The organism is Silicimonas algicola (assembly GCF_003148765.1).
GTDB classification, from domain to species: Bacteria; Pseudomonadota; Alphaproteobacteria; order Rhodobacterales; family Rhodobacteraceae; genus Silicimonas; species Silicimonas algicola.
Genome location: NZ_QGGV01000004.1, coordinates 53,953 through 66,884, shown reverse-complemented (window position 1 = coordinate 66,884; position 12,932 = coordinate 53,953). Strand labels below are relative to the sequence as shown.

At 64.6% G+C, this 12,932-nt stretch carries 16 protein-coding genes; 8 read left to right on the top strand and 8 right to left on the bottom strand.

Features of this window, described 5'->3' with window-relative positions:
- The first annotated feature begins 66 nt into the window (after positions 1–66).
- Positions 67–474, top strand: coding sequence for a hypothetical protein (locus tag C8D95_RS10245; RefSeq protein ID WP_146202989.1), 408 nt, complete (start codon positions 67–69; stop codon positions 472–474).
- On the opposite strand, the gene C8D95_RS10240 is transcribed toward C8D95_RS10245, so the two are convergent.
- Positions 446–1,270, bottom strand: coding sequence for a heme-dependent oxidative N-demethylase family protein (locus C8D95_RS10240; protein ID WP_109759091.1), 825 nt, complete (start codon positions 1,268–1,270; stop codon positions 446–448). The genes C8D95_RS10245 and C8D95_RS10240 overlap by 29 nt on opposite strands.
- A 242-nt stretch (positions 1,271–1,512) precedes the next feature.
- Between C8D95_RS10240 and C8D95_RS10235 the strand changes: the two genes are divergently transcribed.
- The 3 genes from C8D95_RS10235 (at position 1,513) to C8D95_RS10225 (ending at position 2,877) form a co-directional block, all read left to right on the top strand.
- A complete protein-coding gene (locus C8D95_RS10235; RefSeq protein WP_109759090.1) occupies positions 1,513–1,767 on the top strand; it encodes a PepSY domain-containing protein in 255 nt (84 codons plus the stop codon).
- A gap of 63 nt (positions 1,768–1,830) precedes the next feature.
- Positions 1,831–2,355: a cytochrome b/b6 domain-containing protein gene (locus C8D95_RS10230; RefSeq protein ID WP_109759089.1), complete on the top strand. Its 525-nt coding sequence runs from the start codon at positions 1,831–1,833 to the stop codon at positions 2,353–2,355.
- 9 nt (positions 2,356–2,364) lie between these two features.
- Entirely contained in the window at positions 2,365–2,877 is a 513-nt protein-coding gene (locus C8D95_RS10225; protein ID WP_109759088.1) for a helix-turn-helix transcriptional regulator, read from the top strand.
- Here C8D95_RS10225 and fmt read toward each other — a convergent pair.
- Genes fmt through def (C8D95_RS10205) form a run of 4 tightly spaced genes read right to left on the bottom strand, consistent with a single transcriptional unit; the run spans position 2,874 to position 5,267 of the window.
- Positions 2,874–3,773, bottom strand: coding sequence for a methionyl-tRNA formyltransferase (fmt, locus tag C8D95_RS10220; protein WP_109759087.1), 900 nt, complete (start codon positions 3,771–3,773; stop codon positions 2,874–2,876). The genes C8D95_RS10225 and fmt overlap by 4 nt on opposite strands.
- Positions 3,770–4,261: a peptide deformylase gene (def, locus tag C8D95_RS10215; RefSeq protein WP_109759086.1), complete on the bottom strand. Its 492-nt coding sequence runs from the start codon at positions 4,259–4,261 to the stop codon at positions 3,770–3,772. The genes fmt and def (C8D95_RS10215) overlap by 4 nt, the downstream gene beginning before the upstream one ends.
- Positions 4,258–4,749: a peptide deformylase gene (gene def, locus C8D95_RS10210; RefSeq protein WP_282957632.1), complete on the bottom strand. Its 492-nt coding sequence runs from the start codon at positions 4,747–4,749 to the stop codon at positions 4,258–4,260. Before def (C8D95_RS10210) ends, def (C8D95_RS10215) begins: the two co-directional genes overlap by 4 nt.
- The gene (def, locus tag C8D95_RS10205; RefSeq protein WP_109759085.1) at positions 4,746–5,267 is read right to left on the bottom strand and encodes a peptide deformylase; all 522 of its coding nucleotides are present in this window, start codon (positions 5,265–5,267) and stop codon (positions 4,746–4,748) included. The genes def (C8D95_RS10210) and def (C8D95_RS10205) overlap by 4 nt, the downstream gene beginning before the upstream one ends.
- A gap of 103 nt (positions 5,268–5,370) precedes the next feature.
- Between def (C8D95_RS10205) and C8D95_RS10200 the strand changes: the two genes are divergently transcribed.
- The 3 genes from C8D95_RS10200 (at position 5,371) to C8D95_RS10190 (ending at position 8,098) form a co-directional block, all read left to right on the top strand.
- Positions 5,371–6,543: a MalY/PatB family protein gene (locus C8D95_RS10200; protein WP_109759084.1), complete on the top strand. Its 1,173-nt coding sequence runs from the start codon at positions 5,371–5,373 to the stop codon at positions 6,541–6,543.
- A 471-nt stretch (positions 6,544–7,014) separates the two neighbouring features.
- Complete coding sequence (locus tag C8D95_RS10195; protein ID WP_109759083.1) at positions 7,015–7,503, top strand: copper chaperone PCu(A)C; 489 nt, start codon at positions 7,015–7,017, stop codon at positions 7,501–7,503.
- Positions 7,496–8,098, top strand: coding sequence for an SCO family protein (locus C8D95_RS10190; protein WP_109759082.1), 603 nt, complete (start codon positions 7,496–7,498; stop codon positions 8,096–8,098). The genes C8D95_RS10195 and C8D95_RS10190 overlap by 8 nt, the downstream gene beginning before the upstream one ends.
- Before the next feature lie 40 nt (positions 8,099–8,138).
- Here C8D95_RS10190 and C8D95_RS10185 read toward each other — a convergent pair whose 3' ends face one another.
- Together C8D95_RS10185 and C8D95_RS10180 are read right to left on the bottom strand one after the other, a co-directional pair.
- Positions 8,139–8,420: a hypothetical protein gene (locus C8D95_RS10185; RefSeq protein ID WP_109759081.1), complete on the bottom strand. Its 282-nt coding sequence runs from the start codon at positions 8,418–8,420 to the stop codon at positions 8,139–8,141.
- Positions 8,420–9,310: an SPFH domain-containing protein gene (locus tag C8D95_RS10180; protein ID WP_109759080.1), complete on the bottom strand. Its 891-nt coding sequence runs from the start codon at positions 9,308–9,310 to the stop codon at positions 8,420–8,422. Before C8D95_RS10180 ends, C8D95_RS10185 begins: the two co-directional genes overlap by 1 nt.
- A 297-nt stretch (positions 9,311–9,607) precedes the next feature.
- Here C8D95_RS10180 and C8D95_RS10175 point away from each other — a divergent pair, with 297 nt between their 5' ends.
- A complete protein-coding gene (locus C8D95_RS10175) occupies positions 9,608–10,861 on the top strand; it encodes a DNA polymerase IV (RefSeq protein WP_109759079.1) in 1,254 nt (417 codons plus the stop codon).
- Here C8D95_RS10175 and C8D95_RS10170 read toward each other — a convergent pair whose 3' ends face one another.
- A complete protein-coding gene (locus C8D95_RS10170; protein ID WP_109759078.1) occupies positions 10,862–12,871 on the bottom strand; it encodes a lytic transglycosylase domain-containing protein in 2,010 nt (669 codons plus the stop codon).
- Between the last annotated feature and the right edge of the window lie 61 nt (positions 12,872–12,932).

Here is a 12,932-nt window from a genome sequence, read left to right as displayed (position 1 = left end):
GTCTGGCGGACGGTTTGCAGACAAAGAGACTTTCTCCAGAGAGGGGCGCTTGGCGCCAACAACAGGATGACAAAAGTCCATAGAATTGCAGGGTTGAGGATTTCCCGCGTCGCGGTCACAAGCCGCGATCTCTTTCCCGACCTCGAGCCCCCGGAAGACCGTCTTCGCCGCGAGAAGACGAGCATCTTCCGTGCCGACTCGATTTCGCTGACGCACCAGTCCGCGATGGAAGACGTGTTCGAGCCCTCCAGCCATCCGGAGCATGGAGACCCCGTGGCCAGGGCCACGGTCTATGTCATCAACATGATCGTCTTGATCTTTGCGATGCCGGTGGGCCTGGCCCTCCTTTGCCTCAACATTCTGGGCGGCGAGAACCTTCGGACCACGGCGCATGTTCTTGCACTGACCGGCCTGTTCCTGGCGTTGGATCAGGCGGGGGCGGGCCTTACCCTGTCGACGCTTCTTCCGGTCTGACCGACGCCCGGGTCTCGAGCCTATGAAGCTCGGCCCGCTGTTCCTCGGTCAGCCCGGCCAGCGGAACCATCAGGGTGTGGATGCCGAAGACGACAGCTCCTGTCTTGGGAAGCCGCCGAAGGGTCTGGCGCTCCGAACGGACGTATTTCGCGGCCCCAAGCCCGACATAGGGCCGGGGCATCGCTTCGGTCCGCGGCGCGAAAAGGGTCGGGTCATCGTAGAGATGGGCATTCGCTCGCCAGAGGATCTGATCGGGTCGTATGGCGTCGAACAGCCGCTGCACCCGTCGACCGACATCGGCGTCATAGCTTTTCACCGGACCGTGGATGCCGTCGAGCGGACGACCGATCTTCTGCGCCAGTGTCCATCCGGCGGGAAAGCACAGGATGGCGCCTGACATGACGTGACCCTCCGGCCCAGCCTCGAGGATGCAGAAATCCGACTGCACCAGCCGCCCGAGCGTCACGAGGGGCAGTGTGGTGTCGAGGTCCACGATGCGCCCATCGGGTCGGGTCACGACTTGGGCGCCGATCTGATAGCTCGCATCCGTGGACAGAGTGCCGAGGACCATGTCCAGAAGTTCGCGCGCGGCAGCCTCTCCTCCTGGCAGAAGCTCGTGGACGCGCGACCTCTCCTCCGCGATCAAGGTATCTCGCAGCGCCATCTGACCGGTGAAGGCCTCATCTCTCAGGATCCATTCCTCGACCGGCCGGGGCCTGATACCCGGCAGCCGCCTCATCGCGGGGTCAAGCCAGGGCGCCTCGGGCAGCCGTTGGTGGAGAATCGGGGTGTCCATGCCCCTGCCTATCAGGCTGCGCGGGACCTGGGCAGAGCATGACCGTCGTCATGCAGCCGACCGCCGGCAGCATCCTGCGCACCCAACCTAACCCGAAGGTATAGAAACGTGAGCGAGGGACCTAAGCCCCGCATCCGACCCATCGGGTTAGTTTCCACCTCCGCCGTTCTCGGCGACCTACAGGCACCGGCGACCACTTCCCCCAACCCCTGCCGCCGGACGTTCACTGGAAAGGATTACTCATGTTCAAGACACTCATCGCCCCCGCTCTGGTCGCTGCCCTGCTTGCGACCGGCGCCTTCGCGGCCAACTCGGTCGAGCTGACCGACGCCAACACCAATCACATCCGCCAGCTTCTGACCGAGCAAGGCTACGAAGTGGCCAAGATCAAGATCGAGGACGGCATGTACGAGGCGTATGCCAAGAAGGACGGCAGCAAGTTCGAGGTGTTCCTGGACGCTGCATTCGAGATCGTCGAAGTCAAGAACGACGACTGATCAGGCAGCGCGGCCGCAGACCGACCATCCCCCGGTCTGCGGCCATTTTTCAGGAGTCGCAGGATGGAACGCATCAAGGTCTGGGACCCTGTCGTCAGGGTCTTTCACTGGACGCTGGTTGCCGGTTTCGCGGCCAACGCTCTTTTCGTAGACGACGACAGCAAGCTGCACCAATGGATCGGCTACGCGATCCTCGGGCTTGTCGCGATACGCGTCCTCTGGGGTGTCGTCGGCACCCGGTATGCGCGCTTCGCCAATTTTCCGCCCAGCCTGTCGGGCTCGCTGGACCAGATACGCGAAATGGCGGGCGGCGAGACGCATCGTCACGTCGGTCACACGCCGCTGGGCGCTCTGATGATCTACAATATTCTCGCGACGCTTCTGGTCATCGGCCTGTCCGGCTACCTGATGACGACGAACATGTTCTGGGGCGTGGAATGGCCCGAGGAACTGCACGAGGTTGCCGTGACCTGGGCCGAGATCTCGGTCGTTCTTCATATCGTGGCCGTCCTGTACGAAAGCTGGCGGACAAGCGTGAATTTGCCGCGGGCGATGGTAACGGGTTGCAAGGTCCTTCCGTCGGATTAAACCGGCGGCATGTCGGGCGGCTCAATGGCGACGCGGAACTGGGGGCTTGTCCTCCTCATGGCGGTGCAGGGGATCTGCGCCGTCTTCTTCATCGTCGACGTCTTCGCCGACATCGCGGCCGAGGGGGGCATGTCGCACCTGACCGTCCACATGGCGGTCGAAACTTTGGCGACGCTGACGCTGATCGCCGCCATGGTTCTCGAGGCTCGATTCTTTGTGTCCCTTCTCCGTCACGAAGTGGCGCTGGAACAGGATCTGGCCGTGGCCGCCGCCGAGGTGCACGAGGCGATCCGCGCCCAGTTCAAGGACTGGAAGCTGTCGCCCGCCGAGTCGGACGTCGCGATGTTTCTGGTCAAGGGTTTGGGCACTGCCGAAATCGCCGAGATGCGCGGAAGCGCCGAAGGAACGATCAAGGCGCATTTCAACGCGGTGTTCCGGAAAGCCGGCGTTCATAGCCGCGCCGAACTGCTGAGTATGCTGATCGACCGGATTTTGGCCGGTCGTCTTCCTGACGCGGGTTAACCCAGACGCTGGGGCAGGTCCATTCCGCGCAGTATCTCGACTGCGGTCATGGGCCGCTTGCCCTCGCGCTGCGCTTCCACGATCTGGACGGCACCTTCCCCGCAGACGATGCAAAAGCCGCCCAGATGGGTGCCCGGGACGCCCGAGCCGTTGGTCAGCCTGGATCGAAGCAGCTTCACGCGTTCCCCGTTCACGTCGCACCAGGCCCCGGGAAAGGGCGAGAGTCCGCGGATCTGCCGGTCGATGTCCTGTCCGGGTCGCGTCCAGTCGATGCGGGCCTCGGCCTTGTCGATTTTTCGTGCGTAGGTGATGCCCTCTTCGGACTGCGGAACGGGCGTAAGGGCCTCCAGCTCTTCGAGCGCCCTGACGACAAGTGTTGCCCCAAGATCCGCGAGGCGGTCATGCAGATCGCCGGTCGTGTCCTCGGGGCCGATTGCGGTCACGTCGCGCAGGAGAACCGGTCCAGTGTCCAGGCCGGCGTCCATCTGCATGATACAGACGCCCGTCTCGGCATCGCCTGCCAGGATGGCGCGATGGATGGGCGCGGCCCCGCGCCAGCGCGGAAGGAGCGACGCGTGGATGTTCAGGCATCCACGCACGGGCGCATTCAGCACGGCCTGGGGAAGGAGAAGGCCGTACGCGACCACGACGGCGATATCTGTCTCTAAATCAGAGAAATCCGAGTGTTCCGACGCCTCTTTCAGGCTGACCGGATGGCGCACCGGAAGCCCAAGCTCGACCGCCCGTCGATGCACGGGAGTCGGGCGATCCCTCTTGCCTCGTCCTGCCGGGCGGGGCGGTTGAGTATAGATGCACGCAACGTCGTGGCCCGCCGCCACGAGCGCATCCAGCGCCGGGACCGAGAAGTCCGGCGTGCCCATGAAAACCAGCCTCACCGTTTCAGCGCCTTCTTCAGAAGCATCTCGCGCTTCGTGCGGCTGAGACGATCGAAGAACATCCTCCCGTCCAGGTGGTCGATCTGATGCTGTACGCTCGTCGCCCAGAGTCCCTCGAAGTCCTGTCGCACCCGGTCGCCCTCCGCGTCGGTGAACGCCACCGTCACGCGCGCTGGGCGGCTGACGCGGGCCGAAACGCCTGGCAGGTTCGGCGGAGCCTCGTCCCAGTCGCTGGTCTCGTCGCTGGCCACGACAATGAGGGGATCCGCCAGGCGAAGGGCGCGGCCCCGTTCGTCCGAGCAATCCACGACGGCAAGGCGCAGCATCACGCCAATCTGCGGCGCGGCAAGACCGTAGCCGGGCATCGCGTCCATCGTCTCGATCATGTCCGACCATATGGCCCAGTGGTCGTCACAGACGGGGCCTGCAGGCGATGCAGCGGTTCGAAGGCGACGGTCCGGCCAGAGGAGGAAAGGCCGAACGGTCAATGGTTGTACTCGGCTTCAAGAAGCGCCCGCATCTCGGGCGACACGCGGTCGAAGGTCACGATGCCGTTCAGATGGTCAAATTCATGCTGCGCGCAGATCGCTTCGAAGCCGGTCAAGGCCTCCTCATGGGATATGCCTTCGAGATCGGTCCAGCGCAGAACGATGTCCGTCGCCCGTTCGACGTCCGCCGTGACGCCGGGGATCGACAGGCAGCCTTCAGGGCCAGTCGCGCGACGCTCCGAAAATGTCACTATCTCGGGGTCGATGACCACTTTCGGCTCGGGCCTGCCGTCCTTCCAGGAGCAATCCATGACGAATATCCGTTGCGGCACGCCGACCTGCGGCGCGGCCAGCCCCCGACCCGGAGCGTCGTACATCGTTTCGAGCATATCCTCGGCCAAAGTACGGACCCGGTCGTCGATCTCTCCAACAGGATCGCAGCGACGAGACAGCATCGGGTCGGGCCAGCGCAGGATGGAACGGATCACGCCCGCGCCTTTTCGCGCTTCAGCTTCTGCATTTTGCGCGTGATCATCTGGCGCCGCAGCGGCTTTAGGTAATCTATGAACAGGCGTCCGTCGAGATGGTCGATCTCGTGCTGTACGCAGGTTGCCCACAGACCGTCGAAGCGCGCACTCTGAGCGCTTCCGTCCAGTCCGACCCAAGCGACATCGACCTCGGCCGGGCGGGAGACCTCGCCATATTGTTCGGGGATGGAGAGGCAGCCCTCTTCGTAGACGTTGATCTCCTCGGACGCCCAGGTGACGCGCGGATTCAGAAGCACCATCGGTTGCGGAGGCGCCGTCTCGTCCTTCTCGCAATCCATCACCAGCAGGCGCTTCATTACGCCCAACTGAGGCGCGGCCAGCCCGATGCCGGGTGCATGGTACATCGTCTCGAGCATATCCTCGGACAGCCTACGAACGGCGTCGTCGATCGCCTCGACAGGATCGGCCACGGTCTTCAGCCGTGGATCAGGGTGAATGAGGATGTCACGGATCGCCATTGCGTTGATCTAGGCGATGCTTTGCCGTCCCGCAAGCGTCGGGGCCTTGCGGGCCTTGGGCGCGGTGGTAAGTTCGCCGCCACTTTAAAGGGCATGGGCATCAATGACATACGGCTTCGAAGATCAGCTTGCTTTGCGCGGCACTCATGCCTCGAAGTACGATTCGCTCATGAAGGTTTTCGGCGTCGACGATCCGGACGCCATACCGATGTGGGTGGCGGATATGGACTTTCCTGCCGCACCCGCGATCCGCACGGCCCTGTCGAAGGAAGTCGAGCGGGGTTACTTCGGCTATTTTGGCGGGCCGGATGCGGCAAACGATGCAGTCGCAGGCTGGTATCGCCGCCGACATGGATGGACATTCGATGCGTCCTGGGTCCGCTACACACATGGTGTGATCAGCGGCTTTGGCGACGCCCTTGCCGCCTGCACTGCGCCGGGCGATGCCATCGTACTTTTCTCTCCCGTGTATCATGCCTTCTACCGTCAGGCGGACGCGATGGGGCGCAAGGTTCTGGAAAGCCCCCTTCGGATCGAGAACGGTCGGTTCGAGTTGGACCTCGACGGTCTTTCCGTTGCACTCACCGAGAACGTTCGGCTGGTCGTGCTGTGTTCACCCCACAACCCCGGCGGACGGGTCTGGAGTGCAGAGGAAATCCGTCAGGTCGCCGATTTCTGTCTCGAACGCGGGCTTTTCCTGATCTCGGACGAGATCCACATGGATCTTCTGTTTCCAGGAGAGACCTTCGTTCCGACGGCCGTCGCTGCTCCGCAGATCGCCGAACGCCTCGTTGTTCTCTCTGCCGCCTCGAAGGGCTTCAACCTTGCTGGCGCCGAGACCGGATTCTTGGTGACGCCGGACCGGGCCTTGAGAAAGAAACTCGACGCCGTGATCCTCGATCGCGAATCGACGCCGAACCGCTTCGGCATGGCGGCACTGACCGCCGCGTTCACGGAATGTGACGACTGGTCCGATGCGGTGCGGGCCTATCTTGCCGAGAACTTCCGCGTGTTCTCCGACCGGATGAACGCGCTGGCAGGCATCTCGGTGATGGACATGACGTCCACCTATCTCGCCTGGGTCGATTTCGCCCCTCTCGGGATGAGCGATCCCGAGATCCTTCGGCGGATCGTTGAAGCTGGTGTGGTGCCCAGTCCGGGCACGCAGTTCGGCACCGGGGGCGCCGGGCACATGCGCTTCAACTTCGCCCTTCCGCGGCCGACACTCGAGACGGCGATCGGTCGGCTTGAAGATGCGTTTCGGGACATCCAATAGGCAGCGCGGCGCCGTGGCACGTTTCCAATTGCATCGCCTCGGATTAGCTGGGGCAGCATGAACCGACTTCGGTCAGATATCACGACGATACTCCGCCGGACGTGGCTGATGCTTCTCGTCCTGCCGTGGCTTGCCGTGCAGGCCTTCGCGCCCGGTACGATGCCTTCGGTCGGTCCGGATGGAGTGTCCGCAGTCCTTTGCTCGGATTTTGGCAGTGGCGGAGCGCCGGGAGAGGCGGGGGATGGGCTCTGCGACTGGGCCGTGGCGCATGCCAGCGCGGCCCTTTCGTCTCCAAGTGCGGTTTCGCACGATGTCGAGCCGGTGCGTGACGATTTTGCGGAGGGTATTCCAACTGCAAAAGCGGGTCCGATCCCGACATACCTACCTCCCGTCAGAGCGCCTCCTTCGTCCGCCTGATCGACTGCGCGCGTCGCAAGAGCGACGCACATTCGGACAGATAGGAGAGACGACATGCCGTTCAAATGGATCCCGACCCTTGCCGCAGCCCTGATGCTTGCCGCGGCCCCGACCTTCGCCCAGGACGATACGACCTTGGGAAGCCTGACGATCAGCGCCGCAATGGCGCGCGCCACACCGCCGCACGCGCCCGTGGGCGGCGGCTTTCTGACCATCACGAACGGAGGCGATGAGGATGACAGGCTTGTCGCCGCCAGCACACCCATCGCAGGCCGTGTCGAAATCCACGAAATGAAGATGGATGGCGACGTGATGCGGATGCGCCCCGTGACCGACGGATTGCCGATCCCCGCTGGTCAGACGGTTGTTCTGGAGCCGGGTGGCTACCACCTGATGCTCATGGAACTGACGGACGCCCTCACCGAAGGCGACACCTTCGAGTTGTCGCTAACTTTCGAGAAGGCGGGCGAGGTCACCGTCACGGTCGATATCGGTCCGCGCGGCATGAGCGGCGCACACGGCATGAGGCACTCCGATGGCTGACATGAATATGCGGCGGGACGTGATCCTGGCCCTTATCGCGGCCGTACTGGCCCTTGTCGTCATGGTCGGGGGCTGGTTCCTGGTCATCGCCCCGCGCGAGGCAGAGGTGGCGACGACCCTGGGGCGTGGAGACTATACGCTTCAGGCCACGGACGGCACGGCGTTCACCGAAGAGACACTCGAGGATGGGCCGTCAGCAGTCTTCTTCGGCTTCACCCACTGTCCCGAGGTGTGCCCGACGACCCTGGGCGACATCATGACATGGAAAGAGGAACTTGGTCCGGACGCCGACGCCTTGCGGGTGTACTTCGTGACCGTCGACCCCGAACGCGATACATCGGACATCCTGGGTGACTACGTGGGATGGGCGCCGGGCGTGGTCGGCGTCACCGGGTCGCGTGAGGAGATCGACAAGGCGATCCAGTCGTTCCGAGTCTTCTCATCGCGCGTGCCGCTGGAGGGCGGAGACTACACCATGGATCACTCGGCCTACGTCCTGCTTTTCAATCGAGACGGGCAATTCTCGGATCCGATCCGCTATCAGGAAGAAGCGGACAGCGCCCTGCGCAAGTTGCGGGCGGTTCTGGAAGGCTAGGCAAAAAGGGGGGCGACAACCGTGTCGCCCCCCGTTTCGATCAGTTGTCGTTGACGTCGTGGTTGAAGAGCTTGACCTGGCCTTCGCGCACGCCTGCGATGCGCCGCGTGATCAGCCAGGCGATCAGAGACAAGACGGCGAAGACCAGAATTGTGGCGGGCAGCGACCCCGCCAAGCCCGGCAGGCCGAACAGCAAAAGCAGCCCCGTTCCTGCCGCGCCTGCCGCGAATCCGAGGAAGATCTGGGCCGGCGCCACGACTTCGAGGATGGCGAGCAGAAGCGCGCCTGCCATCCACGCCCACCAGAGCGACCAGAGCGGCATCACGACGTCCTCCCCCGCAGCATCTTGAAGGCATCGCCGAAGGCTTCCAGGGCATTGGCCGGCACAACGATCGTCGACTTGGTGGGCCCGTTGCCGAGAGCGTTCAGCGCTTCGACCTGTTTCAGTGCGACCTGGTACTGCGCCGCCTCCAGACCGTTGTCCTGGATCGCCGCGGCCACGACGCCGGTCGCATAGGCCTCGGCGTCGGCCTGCATCCGGCGCGCCTTGGCGGCCTGCTCGGCCGCATAGAGTTGCGCATCGGCCTGAAGCTCGACCGCGCGTTTCTGGCCTTCGGCCTTCGTCACCTGGGCCCGGCGCTCGCGCTCGGCGTTAAGCTGTTGCAGCATCGCCTCGCGCGTCGCCTGATCGAGGTTCACGTCCAGGATCTCGGCCCGCGTCACCTCGATTCCCCAGTCATCGACCGCGTCCTCGACGCTGGCCTTGATCGTGGCGATCAGAGCGGCGCGGTTCGCCTGAACCTCGTCCAGTTCCATCTTGCCGATCTCGGCCCGGACGATGCCTGCGACCGTGGTGGCGATGGCCGCGTCAACGTCCCGGATGCGGTAGACCGTCTTTTCGGGCTCGAGGATGCGGTAGAACACGCTGGTGTCGACCTGAACGAGCACGTTGTCGGTCGTGATGGCGTCCTGGCTGGCGGTCGGAAGCTGCCGTTCGAGGATCGAGATCTTGTGTGCGACCCTGTCAAAGAACGGCACGATGAAGTTGATGCCGGGTCCGAGCACGGTGCGCAGTCGTCCGAACCGTTCGACGACGTGCTTCTCGGCCTGCGGAACGATCCGCACTCCCTTGAAGACGCTGATGATGATGACTGCCGCCAGCAGGAGCGTGGCTATGCCGCCGCCGCCGATGGTGTCAAAGAACTGGTCCATGTCGATGTCCCTTCACGACGTCCCCGCGAAAGAGATGAGAGGTCGTGACGATCCGTTCAACGAGCGGGATTGTCGGCTCTGCCGATTCGCGGAGGCTGTCACTCTAGCGACACGCAGGACAACGGGGGACTTTCCTGCACTCCCGTCGCTTCGAAGGCTGACTTGAGACAGGCACCAGATGACGGATGACGTCGGTTTAGAGACGATTCTCTGATCAAAAGCCATTCACCGCCGTCGCGGACATAAACAGAACATTTCTGTTACTCTTGACGCGCTTTGGCGCGATACTGGGCCAACATGCCTGCGCTGTGCCGCGATTGCCTGACGACCTTCGATGCCGGAACGCGCTGCCCGGCCTGCGGGCGGCCGCGCGTCCTGTCGCATCCCGAACTCTTCGACCTGTCGATCGCTCACATGGACTGCGACGCCTTCTACGCCAGTGTCGAGAAGCGCGACGATCCGTCCTTGAGGGACCAGCCGGTCATCATAGGCGGCGGAAGACGGGGCGTCGTCTCGACGGCCTGCTACATCGCCCGCATCCGGGGTGTGCGGTCCGCGATGCCCATGTTTCAGGCGCTCAAGCTTTGTCCCGACGCGGTAGTCGTGAAGGGCAGGATGTCGGCCTATGTCGAGGTTTCGCGGCAGATCCGCGCCCTTATGGACGACCTGACGCCGGTTGTAGAGCCGCTGTCGCTGGATGAGGCCTTCATGGATCTTTCGGGCACAGCGCGCCTGCACGGCAAGCCGCCAGCTGTCATGCTGGCCACGCTGCTGCGTCGGATGGAGACCGAGCTTGGGCTTTCGGGCTCGGTCGGCCTGTCACATAACAAGTTTCTCGCCAAGGTCGCGTCGGACCTGGACAAGCCGAGGGGCTTTTCGGTGATCGGGCTGGCCGAGACGCAGGACTTCCTGCGCAACCGCTCCGTTCGATTGATCTGGGGCGTGGGCGGGCACACCCAGGCGGCTTTGGACCAGGCAGGAATCCGAACCTTTGCCGACCTGCTGAGATGGGAGAAGCCGCAGCTTGTCGCGCGATTCGGGGGCATGGGAGATCGTCTGTGGCACCTCGCGCGGGGCGAGGATCGGCGGCTCGTGCAGCGCAATGCGCCCGTGAAGTCGATCTCGAACGAGACGACCTTCGGCGAGGATACCGCGGACGCAGACATCCTCGACGGTCATATCTGGCGCCTGGCGGAGAACGTCGCCGACCGTGCCAAGGCCAAGGGCAAAGCGGGTCGCACGGTGACGCTGAAGTTGAAGCGCGCGAACCATCGCATCCTGTCGCGACAGGCCAGTCTGACCGAGCCGACGCAGATCGCGGATCGCATCTATCGCACGGCGCGCACCCTGTTCGAGCAGGTGGGCGACGAAGGGCCTTACCGATTGATCGGCGTCGGCATCTCGCATCTCGCGGAGGCGGCCGACGCCGATACCGGCGGCGACCTGCTGGACCCTCAGGCGGTGAAGAGGGCGGGCGCCGAGCGCGCGACGGACGCGATCCGCGCGCGGTTCGGTCCCGATGCCATCATGAAAGGCCGGGCCCTTCGGTGATCAGTCGATCAGCGCGTTCGGCCGAGGGCGGGGCCGGATGAATTCGCCCTTTCGAGCCGAGCGCGCGTGGCCGGGTCTGCCGACCAACTCGGCCGTCAGCGTCACTGCGCCGGTCGAGCCCGACAGGCGGGCGCGATAGACGGGCAGGCTTTCGGTCACGCGCATGACGTAGTTGCGGGTTTCATCGAAAGGTATGTGTTCGATCCAATCGACGATGTCGACGTCGCCGTTTCGGGGATCGCCCCGCTCGGTCATCCAGCGCAGGGGGCGGCCCGGGCCGGCGTTGTATCCCGCCGAGGTCATCACGACGTTGCCGCCGAAGATCTCCATCAACTCGTCCAGATAGGCTGTGCCGAGCCTTGCGTTGTAGGCCGGATCGGTAATGAGACGGTCGACCGAGTAGGCGACCTGAAGATACTGCGCCACGGCCTTTGCGGTCGCGGGCATGAGTTGCATCAGACCGCGGGCACCCGCGCCCGACTGGACGACGGGATCGAATTCGCTTTCGCGCCGCGCGATGGACAGCGCCAGCTCTGGCGGCACGGGCGCGTCCCCGACGCCAAGCGCGGCGATCGGGTAATAGGAGCGGGGCACGACGATGCCGCGCCGGGCGGCTTCCTTGCCGATCATCACGGCGAGGTGCGGTTCGTTGCGGGCGAGGACATAGTCGCCCAGGGCGCCGATCTCGTCCTCGTCCAGCGTCTCGGCCATGTGGGTCAGGAATTGTTCGGCCAGGTTTCTCTGCCCGGCCGCGATGAAGAGACGGGTTGCGGCGAAGACGGAGGTATTGGCGAACGAGGTCTCCTCCCAGGCGGGATATTCCTGACGGCCGGCGAGGGCGGGATCGAGCGGAAGTCCTGCCTCCTCGGCGGCGAGCAGGCCGTAGAAGCTGGTCTGGTACTCGGCGCCGAAGGCATAGGCCTGGCGCGCGCTTTCGCGGTCGCCCGCCGCCTCGTGCGCCCGTCCTTCCCAGTAGCCGGCCCGGCCGAGGGAAATCGGGCTTTCGACGGCGCCCCGGAAGCGCAGGAAGTGCGTCAGGGCCGTCTTGGGATCATCGCGGTAGGTCAGCGCGATATAGCCCGCGAGCCATTCGAGGTCGGCGAAGTCAGAGCCGTCCGCAAGACCATGTTGTGACGCCAGGCGATAGGCGACGTCGGCGTTCCCGTCTCGCATCTGCCGGCGCGCGAGGCTGCGGCGCCAGCCGGCCCACTGCCCGGCGTCGCCCAGATGGTCGGGCGAGACTTCCAGCATCAGGGCGATGGCGTCGTCGTTGCGGCCCTTCCGGGCACGCCATTGCATCCGCTCGAAGGACAGCCCCGCGTCCTTGGCGAAAGCGGCCGGGACGGCGGCGATCAGGGTATCCACGCCGTCAGCATTGGCGCGGAGGGCGAGACGGGCACGCGCCAGAGCCTGCCACCCGGGCGAGACGAGCGGATACATCCGCTCGGCATTGCCACGCGCGCCGCGCCAGAGAAGCATGTCGAGCCGGTCGCCGTGGTGCCGGGCAAGCGTGTTCGCGAAGAGAGACAGAAGCGCGGTCTGGTCGACGTCCGACAGGATCATCGTGCGCCAGGCCCGCAACGCCTCGGCCTCGGCCAGGTTGTCTTCGCCGCGCGACAGATGGGCGGCGATCAGGGCGCGCACTCCGGCGCCGGTTTGCGGCGGTTCGGCGGCGAAGAAGGCTATGACCTCGTCGGGGCGGGATCGCGTCGGCACCGAATCTTCAGCTTCGCGCCGAAGAAGCTTCAGGCCGGGCCAGTCCGCATGGGTTTCGAGGAAGCTCACGACCTGATCGAAGCTGCCGTTTCCGGCGCGGAGACGGTGCCACTCGACGATGTCCTGCGCCACCGAGCCCGCAGGCTCGGCCCAGGATAGGGCAGCGGGCCAGTCGCCGCCGCGCATAACCTCGCTCGCCCGCTTGTACGCGGCGATCTCGGTCTGCGTCTGGGCGTCGCCCGTCGTCGTCGTGAACCCGATCAGGGTGATGGCCGTGACCAGGGCTTTGAACATGGCAGCGTCCGTTTTGTCCTTGCCCCTCAGCCATGACAGGAAAGCACGATGGCGTCGTCTT